Below are 19,085 nucleotides of genomic sequence, written 5' to 3'. Positions count from 1 at the left end.
ACAAAAAATTTAAAAGAAAAGGTTATTATGAATTTGAATATGAGTAAGTCACTCGTGCTATTTCTTTTCTTTAGCTTTAATTTTATTTTTTCGGACTTTGATCTTAAAAAGTTAAAGCCACCAGCTAATCCCATAAAAAAATTGGAAGAAGCTAATAAGCATGTAATAAAAAAAGGGAAAGAAACCACCAATCATGTACGGAGAGACCTAAAAAATGGAGCAAAGACTCTTTCAAATTTTGCTCAAGGTAAGCCTTGGAAGACATACATAAGGTTTCTTAATAATCAAGCTAACGGGAGAAAAAAGCGCTTACCGAACTGGTTTATAAAGAAAATACAAAATTATTATCGTGATATTAATCTAGCAAAAGTACAATATGCCGAAGGAATAAATTTGGGAACAGGAGATCTACAAGATGCAGTTACGATTGGCTATGATATTTTTTTTAGAGGACACATAACATGGACAGAGGAGAAGGATCGACGTTTGATGCTACACGAGCTAGCGCACGCTGTTCAGTATAAAAAAGCAGGTGGTATCGATAATTTTATGAAAAGATATTTCTATGAAGCCTCTCAAACGACTTTTGAAAACTCTAATAACATTCATAAAATTAAAATTACTAGTACTCACCGCTTTAGAGACAGTATTAGCGGTCTTATCGATATACATGGTAACATGACGTTAGAAAAAAATGCGGAAGGCAAAGCGAAATATGTAATGAGAGATTTACAAAGACAAAATAACATTAATCAGCAAACAAGTAAAAATCAGCATAATAAATCTTTCATTTACATTCACAACCCTACCAATGAAAGAATTTATGTCATTCTTGGTTATCAACCACCAGGCAAAAGGCCTATCCAACAAGGATTTGTCATTCATCCATCTAAGAATCTAAGAGTTACGCGTGAAACGGGAAAATATGTATATTATTATGCTTTCAACCGTATAAATTCTTTGATATGGCAAGGTAACAGTCCTGGCCGTATTAAAAACGTAAAAACTTTATTTCAGCGTTTCGCAAAAGAAATAAAATCCCCTAAGACTAATCAAGTAGTACGTTTCAAAAAACTTTTTATACCAAACACTAGAGGATTGCAGATAGTACTACATCCCAATACAGCTACATCCTCAAATAAATTCCAACCGACAAATCGTCATTACAACCAACATCATGTTCAAACACAAACACCAATACAAAGGCAAACGCAAAGACAAGAAACAGAAGAAGAAAGACAATTAAGAATAGCTTTACAGGGAACAGCCAAAATTGTAGAGGCTGTAGGAAATCAAATAGATCAATCTATTCAACGATACAACACCGATCACCAATACCAAGAGAACCCCTCCTCGAATGCTCCACTCCACGTAAAACGCGACATAAGAAAACGCTCAACATATTATAATTCCTTCTACTTAGAATTCAAAAATCTTCGCTTTCGAGATGTTGTTGTGACTTTGCGTAGTCCAGATGTATTTGGTGGAAAAAAAATGAAAGTCATTGTTCCCGCCCAAGGAAAAAAATTCTTAAGTATGAAAGGGAAATTTCTTTCTTTTCGCAAAGTTTATTTCATGGCGCAGGAAAAGGGAAACGGTAAAAAGTGGATGCAATTTGTGCGCAAGCCACTCACGTCTAAAAAGAAAAAAAGTCTAACGATTAGTTTTCGTTAAAATTTGAAAGAAAGGATACATGTGAAAACAACCAATTTTTTACTCATCGTGTTGTTGATATTCGCATCAGGATGTTCATCCAAGTTGGCGGAGTATTCCATTATTTCTTCGCGTACATTAGGTGATTCCAATACGTTGGTATTTACCAGTGAATCTCAAGCGCAAAGAGTCAGTGGGAGTTCTAGTCGCGTGTGGTTTTTGTTTATACCTTTTGGAGAAGCACCACGCATACAATATGCAATTGACAACGCTCTGAACAACGGTCAGGGAGATTTTATTGAAAACGCCGAACTGTCTTCTAGTTGGTGGTCCATTCTTTTGTTTAGTTATGGAAGTTACAGTATTGATGGAACAGGCAGACGGGTTGTACGTTATCAGAATTAGGGAGGAACAAATGTCTGGTAAAAATTTACTTTTATTTTTTACATTGTGTTACTTTATCACCGGATGCTCTAACGACAAATATATGAATTTGTCTATTGTATCGACAACGCAACATCATCTAGAGAATATCGAATTATCTGAGGAAAGAAGCCGCTCGTTAGGGAAAATAGAGGGAAGTGATTCAAGATTTTGGCTCACTCTACTACCTTTAGGTTTTGCCCCAACACCGTATGAAGCAATTGACGACGCTCTTTCTAAAACACAAGGAGGATATCTACGAAAAGTTGTCGTGCAGAGAAAATCATTTCACTTACTTCTTTTTGGATGGGACACTTTTCAAGTGTTTGGTCAGGGCTATCGTTTTCCATCTTCTGATACACCTGTATCTCCTGCGTCTGAAAGCTCTCCTACCCAAGAAAATGTATCTCCCACACCTTCTATTCAAAACGAAGATGAAGATGAAATCATTCTCGATTGATGTTTCCAAGTGCAGCATAAGACGAAACTTTACGTGTTCTGCTGCATAACAGGTATTTTAGTTTGAATGGCAACGAAAGGATATTTTGTGAAACATATATTTTTTGTATTTTTTTTCGTCTGTGGTTTATGTGCTCAGGAGCTTTCTATTCCTATAGACCCACTTGCAGAGCAGCGCGAACAAGTCGCCTCTCACCTTGCAGTCGTGTTGGAAAAATCACTGGAAATGTCTACAAATAATCGAGCATCTTTGTATAAAAAAATAGGTATAACACCTACTTCTCTTGAGACAAATTTTTCTTCGTGGCAAAAACAATTGATTTTATGGCACGATTTAGCTCGTTTACAACATTGCTTAGGCGAAAAATATTTGAAAGAGCAATACCATTTTTCCCAAACAGTCGTTCCCGATGCTGAGGGAAATTACTTAGCTGTGTTGAGTAAAAACCCCCTGGTGGCTGCGGAACAAATTGAAAATATGACGAAACAAATACAAAAAGTAGTGGGAGAAAATAAATGAGGATTTTTCTGACGTTGATCATTTTACTATTACCTGTTTTTGCACAAGACGGACTTGCTTCACTCTACAAGAGCGCTTTCGAAACGCAAGAAGTTACTACGAGTAAATTTCTCGAACAGGAAAGTTTCCGCAGTGCTATTATATCTAACTTTAATGCTCTTCTTACACAATTGTCCCAACCGCAGCAGGATCTCATTCTCGATAACGCTATGCAAGAATTTAGTTTTATCAGAAGAGAAGTGATCAAAAAAGAACTGCAAATGAACAACAGCAAAAGTGCTGACCTGCATTCTTTAGATGCGAATACTTTAAAAAGCTATGTTCTGTTACTAAGTTCTGTTCAAGCGTTACGGACACCCGCTAACTCGGAACAAATGGAAAAGCTAAAAGAATTGCACGATCAAATTTTTACAAAAAAGTCGGATCAACAAACTGTTGTGAATTTTAGTGGCGGAGTAAACTTACTAAAAAACACCTATGAGCTATTTGTAAAACATCACCAGGCAGGAAACATATCCGCAGAAGAGTTCCGTGCCTGGATGCGTATTGCGGTACCTTACTTGTTTAAATACGAGACACAGGAAACTCCACTAGTGGTAGATGGTAAATTCCAAGAAATAGTAAAGGCAATATCTCCGTTTTTGGAAAAGTCACTGGAAGTGTTTTTTCACGATATTCAATTCAAAGGGGAATCTGCTCTTCAAGACACGACACAATTAGGCTTATGGTTTCCGTACAACGAGCCGAAAAACAGTATTGGGTTTCACCCTGTTTTTTTTCTGACATTGGAGAATAATAAAAAATTTCAAGACATTATCGCTAGTGGAAAAGATGATAGTTTGTCTGCTAAGGCAATGCTTTCTTATATGGAGTGGCTGGCAACATTTAGTCGTAAGGACGAAACAATCATTTCGTTCCTCTTTCGCGTGGCCTGGAAAAATGCAGAGGCAACACTTCCCGGGAAAGAAATTCCAACTTTTTTAGCGAAAGAAACCCCGACAACTCCTGTATACTGGCAGAGGGTAATTCAAACTGTCATTTTTGGATTAGAAGAGAATTGGCCAAAGGTTTTCTCTATTATCGACATTGCCTTACTTGGCAAGCAATGGAAAAACAATTTCTACCAGGAAAGAATACAACTAACCACGCATGCGGTGGATTATTTATTTGAAATTAGCAAAAACACGCAAAATGATCTCAAGCTTTTGTCACTTAGAGAATGGAAATTACGCAAAGATAGTAACAAGCAGTTCGCTGAAGATTTCCGCAAAATTCTTTTTCCCCATACCTCAAAACTCGTTTTCGACAATCCATATGCCATTTTTGAATTTTCTCCTACAGAGTACAATTCTTTGATTATGATCGCTAACTCCTTGCATACTTTAGAAAATAAAGCTTTCTTAGCGGCACGTAATTTCTTATCCATACTAGCTCTTAGAATTCCGCAACTCAGCGAACTAGCCTGGAAAACGCTAGCAGATCAACAGCAGACACCACAAACCAAAAGAACCATGTCTCTACTTTTTGAGGGATTTGCTTACAGAGAAATTAAACCGCAGGAAGTAGACAACATATTTGCCCGCTGGAAAAAAGACAAAAACTTGAGTGATACTCTACTCCTTTTGTATATAGGAGATCACAGATATGAAGGTCAACAACTAGTAAAGCACATTTTTCCAGAAACTTCCTCTATAAAAACGTTGATCGAAAATAGCTCGGAAAGAAAAGCGGAAGTCTACGACGCTGTCGCAAATTTTATTATACGTGATATCCAACAACGTAGTTTTCGCGACGACACTTTTTCTCGTTTTAAAGTTCTATGTGAATTAGACGCTCCACCAGGAGCATTATGGAGTACGCAAAAACTCAATCTCGAAATAGCGCAAATATATTGGATGAAGATTGGAGGAGTAGGTCTTGAACAAGAGGGCGTTCTTGGTCTTGTTGATAACATACTGTCTTCTCAACAAAACTTTACCAAACCCTATTTTGATACATGGATTGCTTTTCGTGGACTACTAAAAATATCTACAGCGCAAGTTTCCAGGTCTTTCGAAGACTCAGAACCTTCTTTGTTTACAGAGCTAAAACTCATTTCCGAGCATTCCATCTCCGAATTAGATCTTCGAAGTCAAAGTTTTTTTCATTTGTTTTGGATTCTCAATTATTCGCGAGAAGGAGACCGTTTATTCCGAAAAGGAAAAGAGTTAAGTGATGCAGGTAAGCACTATAAAAATGCTATTAACAAAGGTCCTGTGTTATTAGATTCATTCGATCGCTTTGAAAAGAAAAATAAGATTTTTGGTGAGTACGGTAAAAGTCTACGCGCTTTTAACTACCACTTAGTACAGAGTCTACAAAAACGAGCTCAGCTTGAAGTGAAGAGATGCGAAATAAAGCAAAAGTATCTCGAAAAAGGTTTTAATTTTCATGGTGTAAACCCGAATATGTTTCCGAGCCTACAATGGGAAAATTATCGACTAGCCGCAAAGTTAGAAATAGACCATTTAAAGGAAATTAGAACAAAAATAGAAAAACAAAAAGCTGATAATCTTCGTGACATAGTCAACAAACATAGCGAATTAATACAGGAGACACAAGAACAAGCGCAAAGTAAATTAAAAGTTGAAAAAGCTATACATCTACGGCAGCAGGCTTTTTTTGAGGAGGAAGCAGCAAAGTTTGCGGTAGAAGCGCGATCTCAAGAGTTAGAAGCAATGCAGATAATGCATTCTGTTGTTAAAAAAGCGAAAGAAGCTGCAGAGATAAATGTAACACTAGCAGAGAAATCTTTAGAAATTAGCAAGATAGAAAAAAGTCGTTTGGAACTCGCCACTAAGGTTCAAGTTTTAGATATTAATATTCAAGAATTTAATACAGAGATTGCAGAGCTTGAAGGAGAATATCAAGAAAAAGAAAGTTACAAGAAGAAATATGAGCGTTTGGCAGCTCAGGCAGAAAAATTAAGAGTACATGAGACCCAAAAACAATCCTTCCAAATAAAAGAACAATACCAACAACAATTAGAACAACACCAAAGAGAATTGCAGTTATTGCAAGGAGAACTTGAAAGTCGACAGAAAGTACTCACTAGCCTGGGACAGTTGTTTAGCCTCATTATCAAAGAGATTGACGAAGAAGTCAGAAACTTGAGAGAAAAGCATGACAACGTACAAGATGCCAGGGTAAAAACCTTGATAGAAAGAACAACGATTATTGGCTGGCAACTTGCGAAAAAATTTCTAGAAAGTCCGTTCTTAAATACACAACAAAATAAACTTGTTGCCGATTTAGAGCAGCTCATTCGTGAAAAGAAAAAAAATAGCAGTGCACAAGCAAATGCTGTATCGTCTTTTCGCTCTAATAGCGACCCGATTTTTCAAGAGCTTTCTTCTGATGCGATCGAAAATACTGTCTTTGAAGGCATTTCTCTTCAAGAACTGCATAAAAAATTTCCAGAGGTTATCGACTTTACCAGAGACTACGAACGCAACATGCTACGTAATACGATTAAGCAATTTATGACACAGGTAGTCGCAGAAGATTTTTCTGCAGATATGGAAACACAAGTTAAGAGAGAACTGCTTCTTACTACTAACGAAGAACAAAATTACATAGGTAACTATCTAAAATTTATCACTCGTAACATTGAAAAGAGAATTTCTTTCAAAAAAAGCATGGACGACGAAGCGTTAAAAAAAGCAGTTTTGTTTAGCCTGAGTAATAAATACGCAACTGTTCTTGAAAAAGAAATCCACAAAATTGCGATGAAGTACATTGAGGAAAAGTGGGATACCGCTGAAGGAAAAATCGAAAATGACTTACGAGCTTTGTTTGGAAGTTCGGAGTCTTTACAGCAAGAGATTCAAAAATGGCTTGGCATTGTACAGCAACAGTTTTTTGCAGATGAATCCCAGCAACTTTTACAAAATTCACTGCAAAGTTTGGTGAAAAGTTTTCAATGCAACATCGCAGGATTGATGTCAGTTGCCAATATTGACGAACTAGAACGCAAAGTCAATAGCGTAAAGCAAAGTCTAAATGAAAAAAAGAAAACATTAGAAACCCAACAAAATGAACAAATAAGCAAAATAGAAAGTAAAATTGCTGCACAAATAGCAGAGATTACAGAACTCAAGGACAAAATTCAAAAACAGGATGTAGATTACAAACAGGCTACGTTGTTGTATTTTCAGGGAATTCAAAATCTAAAAAGTGCGGAAATCGGTGAACAACAAGCGCAACTAGGAGTGCTCATTTCCCAAATAAAAAAGAAAAGAGAATCTATAGAAGCGGAGAAGAGAAAAATCTTTTTAGAAATGGAAAAAGAAAATCAAAAAATTGGTGAGACCAAAATAGAGCAAGATGAACTCACAATAGAGATAAGAAAGCTCGAGTTGGAAATGGCACAACAACAAGCGGAGAACATCGCTAAAAAAATTGAAGTTGCAAAAACAAGAGTTGCTGAAGCTGAAAAGCAAAAAGAATCTCTATCAAAAAAAATAGATGCTGCGAAAGTCCAAGTCGAAATACAGTCTCTGGAAGTTGCTCAACAAGAGGAACGCCAAGCTTTTAATCACGTTGTAAAAAGCATTCCGACGAAAATTAAACCATTAATTTCCATTGATGATCTACATCGCATACAGGAAAAGTCAGAAGCTCGCTTACAATTTTATCTTACAGCGATGAGACGAATAATAGAGCTAACAACAGATAAAAAGTTACTCCTTGAGAAAGACGAACCTGCTAAAGAAAATTACAATGAACTTATTTTTCAAGAATTAAAAAGTAAAAGTCACTTGCGTATAGGAGTTTTCATTCTCGATTTACATATAGAAAATAAAAAAAATAGAGATCTCTTACATCAACTAGTGAAGACAGGAAAAATAAGTTTTTCCATAGATGAAATAAAAGCGCAAAATCCATTTGACAAAAATCGCTCTGTGGAAACTCTGTCAATGAAAAATCCATCCATTCTTTCTGTTGATCCTATTTTTTCCATACGAGAAAATACAGAAACATTTGGATTTACAACGGTTTCCTTTCGTCCCAAGGGTGTGATCCAACCAAAACCTATTGAAGACAAACTACAAAGAAAAACAATAGGTGTCGAGACCACCTTTGCATCAGCGGTTCGTAAAGACGGTAATTTTGTTCGACTAGAAGATATAGAAAGTTTATCACAAAAGACCAGTACGATAGAAAAAAATTTATCTGAGTCAAATTTTATCTTTAGAAGTCCTATTGGTGAGTGGTCCATAAAGATAGATCCCGCTCGCGATCATCAACAAATTACAAGAGCGGCCTTTATCATTTACTACACATACTTCGTTGAGTAATTCTATATTCATATTGACTTTTCTCTATCTAGTGAGGAAAAAATGAACAAAACAAATTTATACTTTTTTGTCGTCTTACTATTTTCATCAATATTTGTTGGATCACAACCTGCTCTTCTAGAAGAAATAACCGGCGGGTGGGATGATGATGTTCGCAACGAAATCAAAGACAATATCGTTTCTTTGGTTGCGAATTTGCAAAGTGAAATCGCCACAGTGGAGAACTCATTTGCCAAAAAAATCGAAGACATTGACTTTCGCAAACTAAGTGCAACAGACCTAAAGAGATTATTTAAGGTTTTTGATCGCTATCATCAATTTTCAGAACAGTGTCACAAGTATATTCTTTTACATGGAGAACTGTTCTTCGAAGCATTGGCGATGGCTTATGATGAAGATCCCGACAGCAATGAATCTAAATGGGGCGATGCCATGGAAAGAGATGCGCAAAAAGTTCGATTCTCTTTGCAAAAGCTTTTCCAAAGTAAATTTTGTGCATCAGAAGAACTAAGAGAAGTGTATCGCGATAAATTCGATATTCTCCATGGGCCTTTGTGGAAAGACATGACAAAAGGACTCGATGAACTCAACGACAAGATCGAAGATCTCGAAAAAAATCTTCTCAGGCCAACCTTGTCACCAACGTCCTTAAGTAAACGTCCGTCTTCACCACCAGTAGTTACTTTAAATCGTACTGTCAATTTTGTGGCGGACGAAAATCAAACAAAAAAAGAGGATCTTTTACAAAGGCTTAACAAAGATATTCGACCTTTACGCGTAGAGGCGACAAAAATAGCCGTTGATGAAAATGGTTTAGTTTACACCTTCAAAGGAAAAGTAAAACTTAGCATTGGTGAAAATAGCGCTGTCTACTTTTTGTGTGAGGCAAATGATGCCGCACAAGATCTTGTCTCTCTAGATCTAACGCAAATGCTCATCGAAGGTTCTGGTGCTCTTAATGTCTATACGAGAGACAATAAAAAAGTTGCGACGATCTTCAAAAACAGCTTCAAATTTCATTTTGGTGAAGGAATGAAAGCTCTAGAAGAAGGTATTCAACAAGTCCAGACACGAATACAAGAGAGGGCGAAAACTTACGGCGAGATTGGCGAAGCATCCTTGGAGGATATACCACAGGAGCTAAGAGAAGATTTAAAAGGTAAAATACCCGACGTTTCTAAACACCAGGCAACAAGTTCATTAATAGATTTACGTGATAGAATAAAAAAAGATTTTGAGCAAGGACTTGTCATGTCTTTTGATTTACGTAAAAGTAGCTTCAATGAATTCCTCTCCGAAATAGAAATCAGCGGTGCTCCGATCCAAATTTTTTCCCTAACACTTTCCCAAAAAGAAATTATTGTTACTGGTAGTATTTTTTTTGAAGTAGAAAGTGTTGGTTTTAATGCCGAACTTACCTCTTTAACCATCAGTGAAAAAGGTATTGAAGGAACTTCTCTTGCTCATATAAAAGAACTTTCTTTGGCATGCTGTAAAATTGAAGATTTATACTTTGACTTTATGGTCAAGATTAACAATGGAAAACTGGGCATTCTCGTACGCCAAGTCCGTGGAAGAGTGGAAATATCGGATGTCGGTGGCTTAATCTTAGAAAACCTATCTTTTACCAAAGACGGCAAACTAGATGGAATTGTAATCGGATGTAAATTCCCCCCATCCATGAAAATTTCTCTCATTCCTCCTTTTCCGATATTTCTTCGCGGAGTTTTTGGTGGCATAAAGGGAATCGTAGAGCCGCCCATTGAATTTCGCGCAGGAGCCATGATTGAAATCGGAGATTCCTCCTTAGTAGCGATTGATCATCTGGAACTTATTATAAAATTCGGTAAAGACCCAAGCATCACCGCCAAAGCAACGAAAATTAAAATTCTCAAGGAACCTCTCAAAAGCGTAACCACACTTCATTTTAGTAAAAAAGGTTTTACTGGAAAGAGCAAAGTTAACTTTAATTTTGGAATTGGCGATGGCGATATGAACGTCGTACTCGCCTTACTTGCAAACGGAGATTACTTTGCTATTGTCGATGCGGAATATCAAATAGGTAAAGAATTTCGCAAAAAATTACAGGCGGATATCAAAAACAAGATCCAAAACAAATGCAAACTCATTCCCTCAAACGTCTTGAACGGCGTGGTAGAGCAAATGCCTAATTTCACAGCAAACTTGAAAGGAATGCTGCGCAAGGGGCCTTTTGCCAAAATAGACGCAACAGGAGAAGTCACAGTGCTAGTTACCTGTCGTTTACGATGGGCAATCAGTTATGAGGATAACAAATTTAAAGTTACACCTTCGATCTCACTTGATACAAAGCAACTAGAAAAAGTAGGACGAGAATTTTTAGCAAAAAAAATGCAAGAAGAAATCAAAAAGAATCTCGAAAAAGCCACAAAGGCAGCTCAGAAATTTGCCAGTAGAGCGAAAAGCTTTGCCAAGAAACTCAAATCGCCTTTTTAGTGACAAAACATTTATTCTGAATTAGGGAGTGTCATCAATTAACAAAATGTACAAATACGAGATAAAATATACGTCTGGTGTCATCCCGCACTTGATGCGGGATCCACAAATAAAATTAGAAAAGCTTTAAAAAATAAGGAATTCTTATTTCTAAAAATATTTCTTTTTATTTTTGATATTTCTATTTATTAACTTGGATCCCTGCTTTCGCACATGGCTGTCAAGCTAAGACATAAAGTACTACAAATAAAAGAATTACATTTTTTCTCTGAAACTAAAAAACTACCTTACCGGTGTCATCCCTGACTTGATCAGGGATCCAAGCGCATACAATTTAACTTTGTGTTGTGGATTCCTGGTCAAGCCAGGAATGACACGGCTTTGTAAGTCTTTATTGATAAAGATTTTACATCTTAACTTGACAGGTATGTGCTTTCGCAGTGATGACACGAGAACGGAATAAATTTTCTAATTGATGACAGCCCCTAATAAAAACAAATTTACTTAGGAGTTCATACTCATGAACAAATATACATTTCAAGTAGTGTTGCAACTTACTATTTTCTTATCACTACTTTTAGCCACTCCCCTTGTTGCAGATGGAGAAAAAAGTATCCTTGAAAGACTCGAGATGCTGGAAAAAGAAGTGAAAAAGCTGGAAAAGCAAAATAAAGATCAGCAAAAACAAATTGCTGATTTATCTGCAAGAGAAGGGGTAGCATTTAAACGTTATTCTATCCAAAATGGAGAAGAACAGGCGATTATGTTAGGAGAGGGTTTCTTCATGATATATTGGTCAGGGGATCCCAACTCGATATACGCTTTTGGCCTTCGCTCCGGAAATGGCAAAACAACATTGATTTCTCATAGCAATCACTTTACGGTAAACAGTGACAGATTGGGAAAAAACAAGGGGACAAACGGAAAGATAAACTTGTACACTGACTCAGACGGTAGTCGTGATTACTGCCTTTTGGTGGAAAACAAATTTGGTAGACATTTAGACTTACGTTGCTCTATATTTGGAACTTTACCACATAAAAATTACAAAGAAACAAGTAAACTTTTTGCGGGAAATGCCCACGAAAAGACCATCAACAACAAAGAGAGACAAGAAGTTTACAACGCTTCATTTGACTTTTCAGACAGACCTGGTACACCTCCATCTAATTGGGAAATAGAGTTTGAGGTGGAGTACTCCTTTGAGAACAAAAATGGCACAAATTTGCAACAGTACTGGTCTTTAAGTGTAGATGGCGCGGCAAAAAAAGAACTTCTGGTTGAATTTCCTCCACCGCGAGGACCTTATACCAAGACCGCAACGGTAAAATGGTCAATTCCGTACCAAAAAAAGTTAAATGTTAGCCTTCATCATTATGTAATTTCTGGGCTTTTTGAAACAAAAGTCACTCGTGGCAATGTTAGAATAATACATCGGTAACTATAGATCTTCGATAAAAATGATTGGGATAAATTTTTCGCAAGCATCTCAATCATTTTGCTTAACGATAGCGATGTAGTAGGCCGAACTATGAAAGAAATTCGCATAGCAAAATAAAAATAGTGAGATAAAACTTATGTCAAACAACCACCTAAAGCGATATATTTTTTTCCTATGTCTTGTTTCTTCTATTTTTTCACAAAACACTTCCGAACTCATCGAGCAATTGCAGCAACAAAAAATGCAGGCCATAGAAAAGTTATTGGAAAATGAAACAGAGGCAAAAAATACCATACCGCTCTTAAAAAAAATTGCCGATGAGGCGCTAGACGAGAATAAGCATATGCTATTTTTCTATGCAATGAAGGCGATTCGTATGATAGAACAAAATTCTCGATCACGAACCAACTTTCCTTTTTCTCGTTCATCGTTATCTCGGACAAGATCAATCGCTCATCAAAACACCAATATAGGTGGTATCACCATTCTCGGTTCAAGCCAAGATTTTCGGCAAAGACTGAAGTATGGTAAACGGCATGCCCTTGTCGTGGGTATTAACAAGTACCAGCATTACACGCCTCTAAGTGCGCCTAACTTCGATGCAGCAGCGGTGGCTTCTATTTTATCGTCGCGCTATGGATTTGAAAATGTTGTTTATCTTTGTGATGAAATCCCAAAAAACATTTATTCAACAGAGGAACTAGTACTCAAAAAAGAAAATGTAAATCAAAAAACCTACACGACCAAATATGGAACAGAGAAAATCATTGTTGCAACAAACTATATCAAAAAATCTATTATTCAGCAGCATTTAGATCATATGTGTAGTCTTACTGGTGAAAATGATGCTTTGCTATTTTTCTATGCTGGCCATGGAACCAAAGGAGCGATAATCGCTGCCAATAGTCAAGATCATTCAAGTAATTTACCGCTAAAAGAGGTTGCGGAAAAACTTTCGAATAGTCAGGGGCGTCATATTTTGATGGTTCTTGATAGTTGTTTTAGTGGTTCCATTTTACAAGAAGAGTTCAAACCTGAGTTAAAAGGTTACAAAGATAAATATCTAGCTCCTAGGATAGGAGAAAACATTGATCGGGTATTTTCACGTAGAGCCTTTCAAGTCATTACGGCTGGAACAGGTAGCGAAGTGGTTGCTGATAAATTGGGAGTTTCTACTAAATACGCGGAACTTACAAAAGCAGGCGAACACTCTCCTTTTTCTGCGGTATTCATACAAGCTCTCAAAGGACTTACCGGAAGAGAAGATGGAATTCAGCTGGCCTCAGACCTTGGATATTACATGACCACTAGTCTCGTAAATGATAAGCGCCTTGAAGCTTCACAAACTCCTAGATATACATGCCTAAGTGGAAATGGTGACTTCATGTTTTTCCCCAAAACCAAAGTCTTAAACCCCAAATTGATAGCTCCATTGTATCTCGACGAAGAAAGTTACCAGGAAATTCGCGCTTCTACATGCGAAGCCTTAAAAAACTTTATTTTACACCCTCGCCATACACCAAAAGAGCAACTGCACTTAACAAAAAATGCACTCACACATGTCATTGGATTGCTATCGGCGACCGATGCCAAGGTACAATTTGCCGGAGTAAAGTTTGTTCACAATGTTGCACAAAAATTTGTCGTTGCGGATGTCGAAGAATTTCGTAATTTTGTTTCTCCCATCTCTCGTTTTCTGCATTCACAAACTCGAAAACTTGTACAAAAAAGACATCAAGAAACCGAAAACATGGCTCATGTTGCTTCTTTGAGTTTAAAATTATTATCTATATATGCGAACAATAATGCCGTTGACAGTTTAAAAAATTATGTACAAACTTATCAAAAGCCCTTATGGGAAAATAGTAGTGAAGATTATTTTTTACCTCCTGATATCAAAAAGATCACAAATAAGTTATTGGGTGACCTTCCTTCAGGTGTTGAAAAACAATTACTATTCTGGGCGTTGAAAAACGACACATATCACACGCTAAACACCCAAGGAATTTCTAAAATTCTTAGCTACGATAAGATGTGTCAAAAAATTGTGCAGGACGCCGAAGTGATGCTAAAACAAGCGGAGAAAAGTTATAATGAACTTATGCGCATTTTAAGTAAACAGCAAAACGAAAAGCAAATTTGTGATTTGCAAGAAATTGAAACACTTTATGAGGAATTTGGCGCTATTGCCTTAGAAGCGATAAAACATATTCGCAAAGTGCAATCGGGCAAATTGGTCTATCTTAAAAAATTACAGACCATACGAAAAAAGTGTTCCGACTTAGTACTTTTATCGCTTAAACGATTACATAGTAGAGTTGTTTGGAAAACGCCTACTTTTGGTCACCAAGAAGCGATAAATGCTGTTGCCCAGAGTAAGTGTAGAAAATTCTTAGCTTCGGCAGCTGAAAACCAAACTGTCATTCTTTGGGATGTGACTACAGGTAAAAAAGTACATATTTTGTCTGACAGTGAGCTTTTTGTCGGAGCGTTAGCTTTTAGTAATGACGGACGAGTTTTAGCATCTGGAACGGAGCAAGGAAAAGTAAAATTATGGGATACGCTAACGGGAAAAGAAAAAACTTTGGTGAATATCGGTTTTCAAATACACTGTTTCGCATTCAGTGCGGACGATAAGTACCTTGTCGTTGGCGGAGAAAAAACAGTGGTCATTGATTTAGCCACAGAAAAGCAAAGGAACTTAGAGATAAAACAACGGACTTTTTCTACTTGTTTTTTAGCCGATCAACAGCAAATTGCTTTTGGCTTGCAAAATGGCCAAATAGTCATTTACGACACAAAACTTTTTGAAAAAGTTCATTCGCTCCATGGTCATAAAAGAAGTGTTACCAGTTTAGACTACCACTTAAAAAACAAAACATTAGCATCTGGTTCTGCGGACAAAACGATTAAAATCTGGCGCAATGACAAATGTGAACAAACGTTATATGGCCATAGTTCTCGAATTATGAATGTCAAATTTAGAAGTGATGGAAAATTTATTGTTTCGGGGTCTAGTGATCAAACAATTAAGATTTGGAATTTAAAAAATAACACTCCACAGACACTACGTGGACATTCTCGTAGTGTAAACTTTGTCGCATATAGCCCAAATGAGAACCACATTATCTCTAGTGCTTTTGAAAATATTCACATTTGGGAGATAAAATCGGCAAGAGAGTTACGAAAAATTCCTACTCATACGGGAGCAGTGTTTTCTATTGACCATGCCCCTCAAGAAAAAATGATTATCTCCGGGGGGATCGACCGCACTCTAAAGCTATGGAATTCTGAGGATGGTAGTTTAATCACCACTTTAAAAGGGCATAGAGAAGCCATAGATTCGGTGTCCTATAATCGGCAAAAGAAAACCATTGCTTCTAGCTCTAGGGACGGAAATATTTTCATATGGAGCAAAGAATCACATGAAATTATAGATAGTTTTCATTTTTCTCCGTCTGCAAATCATGTAAAGTATGACCCTAGCGGAAAATATTTGGTTGCCTCGCTAGAAAACGGAACAATTAAAATTTGGGAAAATCACAAATTGGTTCGAAATATCAAAAAGCACTCTTCGCCAATCGTAGATTTAGTCTGCTTAGAAAACAAAATAATTTCCGCTGATGAAAATACCATTTATGTGTGGGATCTCAAAAATGGTCAGCAACAACACATCATCAATGACTATCACAACATAAATGCTCTGGCATATGACGAAAGTAGCAAAACCATGGCGATCGGTTTCAATAACGGGTCAATCATTCTCTTACGCGATGGCGAAAAAATAGTAGAATTGGAAGCACACGACTACTTTGTGAGTTCATTACTGTTTAACAACAACCATCTTATTTCAGTATCCCAAGATGATGACACCATATGTATTTGGGATTTAAACACACATAGGCAAATCGCAAAACTAAAAGATGATTATTTAGCCGTTCTAGATATTAAGTCTACACATAATGGCAAATATCTCATATCGGCAGGACTTGATGGGACTATTCGCAAATGGAACATTTTTTTTGATAAATCCAAAGTAAAAAAATTTACTAGCGCTATCAAAGCGTTAGATTATCACCCGAAACAGAAACTTATATGTGGATTAGAGAATCAACAGATATACCAGTGGCAACCACAAGAAAATTTCTTACGCCAAATAGACAAAAATACACCGCTCAACAGTATATGCTATGACGACAGAGGTAACCATGTTGCCTACATTTCTAAAAACAAAATGCATATTCATAAAATCACAGCAAAAAATAGCACAGAATCATTTTCACATACAAAAGCACTTGTCGAACAAACAGGAGATTCCAAAGTAACTATTCACTTCCCAGCAACAAGAACAAGTACTGTTTTGTCAACAGATTTGCACGTTTTTTCTTTCTGCATAAGTTATCCGCTAATTGCTTTAGGGTCTTTGGACGGAAGTATAGAGATTTGGAACATTGGTAACATCCCAAAACCAAAAAAAATTGCCACTTTTCCCGCCGCCCATAAATATACCGTGAGATCATTGGCGATATCTCCTACGAAAAAAATACTTGCCTCTGGCTCTGATGACGATATTCAACTATGGAATATCGAAAACAAACAGCAAATGCACACATTTTTAGGTCATTCTAATTCAGTAAAGAGCTTAACCTTTGATTCACAAGAAAAATACCTCATCTCAGGAGCCGCGGATAAAACCATCAGAGTTTGGGATATTCAGAAACAAAGACCTCTATATGTTCTCCGCGAACACACAGATAGTGTTGAATCTCTAATCTATATAAAAGATCAATATTTGATTTCTGCTTCCAATGACAAAACCATTCGTTTATGGAATTTGCCATCTCATCAATTCACCATTCACTCGATCCCGAAATGGCTTCTTCATACGCCAACAGCAAGAATGTTTCACAAAAGTCCTCATCAAGATTTTGCTCGATGGTTTTTACAAACATTACAAGAGTCACCAGAAAAAATTACTTGTTTTTTATATAAAGTAAATGTAGATATGTCTCTTGAGAAAGTAAAAAAACGTTACCTTTGGTACTCTGAGTAAATACAGACAAATGCCGGTGGAAGTAACCTAAACAGTGTGTAATCGCCGCGTTTTTCAAGTGATCACTGCCGGAGCCGGAGATGAAGCCGTGGCCGACAAACTAGACGAAATGTCCGCTGTTTACGCACAACAGTTTAAAGATAGCTGTGGACATTCACCATTTACCGCGGTATTCCTACAAGCAATCTAGGGATTAACTGGGCGCGATGATCGAATTATTTTAGCATCGCAATTGGGGTTCTATATGACAGATACTCTGGTGAATGATGACAGGATAAAGGCGTCTCAGGTTCCGCTACAGAACTATTGGGGCAATGGAGATGAAAAACGCGTAAAAGAATTCAACTGTTACTCAAAGGTAAATCTCCCAAACAGGTGGAAGAAGAAATAAACAATACAAAATAAAATTCTTCACATACGGTGCAATGTCATTCAATAGACACGGCCTCCGCATTCTACCGTGTTTGGAGAAATCCCATATTTACTCCTAGCAACACCTAAACACTTTCGCATTCGCCCAACTTAGACCGTAATAGTCCCTAGAATATTATCGCGGTAACTTGCAACTGTCTGCGCGTAATGGTCATTGCCGTTACGTTCATCAAAACGTGCGGCAAGGTCTTTTACTTGTGTTTCCAAGTATTCTTGTACAGCCCTCACAGAATAGATTTGTTTTTCCGTGTACAACGGAAATGATTTTTCCATAGGCAACGAAATATCTTTGCTTTGCGTCTTTTCCAAAAAGAGAGCCGTTGCCAAGTAAAAATAGAATTTATCGTGATCACTGCGCGTAGCAAACGCCATTGGTAAATGTTTGCGTATAATTTTTTGTGCGTCGTCCAATAAATTACACGTGGTAAAATATAATAAATGATGCGCTGTTTCAGATAAAAACGCGCGTTTACCAGCAATGATATCATATCCACGTCTTTGGTATTCTCGTGCGTGATTGTCTTTCCCTAGTAGAAGCAATGGCAAAAGCATCGAAGAAGTCACCCACCTCATCACATTGTCGCATCCCCAAATGTAGTCACTGCCATCAAACACTTTTTCGGCTCTTACAAATGCCTGGCAGTACTTTTTTTGAAACTCAAAATATGCTAGGTGCACTTGCTGTAGGCATCCACTACATCCATAGGATTGATCCTCTATTTCTCGCCACAGTTTGTAGAACTTTGTCACTTGTTGTGGCTGATGCATGGCGATGGCATTGTACATGCGTAAGCTATAAACATCTGCCATGCTATTTTGATGTTTACGCGTGCGATTTTCAAAATCAACGGTAAGTGCTTCGATATGCGCAGCAGATGTAGATGTAAGTTGCAAAAGATTTTCAATGGCCCATGAATAGGCAAATAGAATTTCATCATCGTCAAACTCCTCTGGATTTGCGTCACACTGGCTCAAACACCAACTGTATATCGCCGCAACTTTGTCTGGATAACCAGAGAGCTCATTGCTAAACATATTCTTTCTCGCTCGAAAACCATCGCGAATATTGTTATGGGCGTCTGCGAGTTTAGCGGCTTGTTCTAAAAATACTAACCTCGCCTCCACAGGCGCTCCCCAGCTTTTCATCATCAGAGATTCATACTTTTCCTCGTAAGACATCGCTTTCCCCCTTTGCAAACAGTATTTTATTTTTCAATACGACGCAGGGGAAATTTATTTATGAAAATGTGGATTTGGAAAGTGCTTTTTGCCAAAGATATTTTTTTGCTA

At 37.2% G+C, this 19,085-nt stretch carries 10 protein-coding genes; 9 read left to right on the top strand and 1 reads right to left on the bottom strand.

Annotated elements, in window-relative coordinates; translation table 11 throughout:
* Positions 1-39: 39 nt before the first annotated feature.
* From UABAM_RS22405 to UABAM_RS33515, 9 genes are all read left to right on the top strand, one after another.
* Entirely contained in the window at positions 40-1,674 is a 1,635-nt protein-coding gene (locus UABAM_RS22405) for an eCIS core domain-containing protein (protein WP_173013499.1), read from the top strand.
* A 21-nt stretch (positions 1,675-1,695) separates the two neighbouring features.
* A complete protein-coding gene (locus UABAM_RS22400) occupies positions 1,696-2,058 on the top strand; it encodes a hypothetical protein (protein WP_151970226.1) in 363 nt (120 codons plus the stop codon).
* A gap of 10 nt (positions 2,059-2,068) precedes the next feature.
* Entirely contained in the window at positions 2,069-2,536 is a 468-nt protein-coding gene (locus tag UABAM_RS22395) for a hypothetical protein (RefSeq protein WP_151970225.1), read from the top strand.
* Positions 2,537-2,623: 87 nt separating this feature from the next.
* Positions 2,624-3,055 (top strand): hypothetical protein, encoded by a 432-nt coding sequence (locus tag UABAM_RS22390; protein ID WP_151970224.1) that lies wholly within the window; start codon positions 2,624-2,626, stop codon positions 3,053-3,055.
* Positions 3,052-8,394, top strand: a complete 5,343-nt coding sequence (locus UABAM_RS22385) for a coiled-coil domain-containing protein (RefSeq protein WP_151970223.1) — start codon at positions 3,052-3,054, stop codon at positions 8,392-8,394. Before UABAM_RS22390 ends, UABAM_RS22385 begins: the two co-directional genes overlap by 4 nt.
* Positions 8,395-8,436: 42 nt before the next feature.
* Positions 8,437-10,869: a hypothetical protein gene (locus UABAM_RS22380; protein ID WP_151970222.1), complete on the top strand. Its 2,433-nt coding sequence runs from the start codon at positions 8,437-8,439 to the stop codon at positions 10,867-10,869.
* 520 nt (positions 10,870-11,389) lie between these two features.
* Positions 11,390-12,310 carry a MerR family transcriptional regulator gene (locus UABAM_RS22375; RefSeq protein ID WP_151970221.1) on the top strand — a complete coding sequence of 307 codons (921 nt, stop codon included), beginning with the start codon at positions 11,390-11,392 and terminating at the stop codon, positions 12,308-12,310.
* 136 nt (positions 12,311-12,446) lie between these two features.
* Positions 12,447-17,363: a WD40 domain-containing protein gene (locus tag UABAM_RS22370; RefSeq protein ID WP_151970220.1), complete on the top strand. Its 4,917-nt coding sequence runs from the start codon at positions 12,447-12,449 to the stop codon at positions 17,361-17,363.
* 34 nt (positions 17,364-17,397) lie between these two features.
* Positions 17,398-17,553: a hypothetical protein gene (locus UABAM_RS33515; RefSeq protein WP_173013498.1), complete on the top strand. Its 156-nt coding sequence runs from the start codon at positions 17,398-17,400 to the stop codon at positions 17,551-17,553.
* A gap of 332 nt (positions 17,554-17,885) precedes the next feature.
* Here UABAM_RS33515 and UABAM_RS22365 read toward each other — a convergent pair whose 3' ends face one another.
* Complete coding sequence (locus UABAM_RS22365) at positions 17,886-18,974, bottom strand: hypothetical protein (protein WP_151970219.1); 1,089 nt, start codon at positions 18,972-18,974, stop codon at positions 17,886-17,888.
* Between the last annotated feature and the right edge of the window lie 111 nt (positions 18,975-19,085).

It is taken from the genome of Candidatus Uabimicrobium amorphum (genome assembly GCF_009002475.1).
Lineage (GTDB): Bacteria > Planctomycetota > Uabimicrobiia > Uabimicrobiales > Uabimicrobiaceae > Uabimicrobium > Uabimicrobium amorphum.
This window is presented reverse-complemented; position numbering and strand designations above follow the sequence as displayed.

Bases quoted from the DNA above. Each gene is read 5' to 3' on its own strand.
- UABAM_RS22405 (WP_173013499.1), top strand. From the start codon at position 40: ATGAGTAAGTCACTCGTGCTATTTCTTTTCTTTAGCTTTAATTTTATT.
- UABAM_RS22395 (WP_151970225.1), top strand. From the start codon at position 2,069: ATGTCTGGTAAAAATTTACTTTTATTTTTTACATTGTGTTACTTTATC.
- UABAM_RS22385 (WP_151970223.1), top strand. From the start codon at position 3,052: ATGAGGATTTTTCTGACGTTGATCATTTTACTATTACCTGTTTTTGCA.
- UABAM_RS22380 (WP_151970222.1), top strand. From the start codon at position 8,437: ATGAACAAAACAAATTTATACTTTTTTGTCGTCTTACTATTTTCATCA.
- UABAM_RS22375 (WP_151970221.1), top strand. From the start codon at position 11,390: ATGAACAAATATACATTTCAAGTAGTGTTGCAACTTACTATTTTCTTA.
- UABAM_RS22370 (WP_151970220.1), top strand. From the start codon at position 12,447: ATGTCAAACAACCACCTAAAGCGATATATTTTTTTCCTATGTCTTGTT.
- UABAM_RS22365 (WP_151970219.1), bottom strand. From the start codon at position 18,974: ATGTCTTACGAGGAAAAGTATGAATCTCTGATGATGAAAAGCTGGGGA.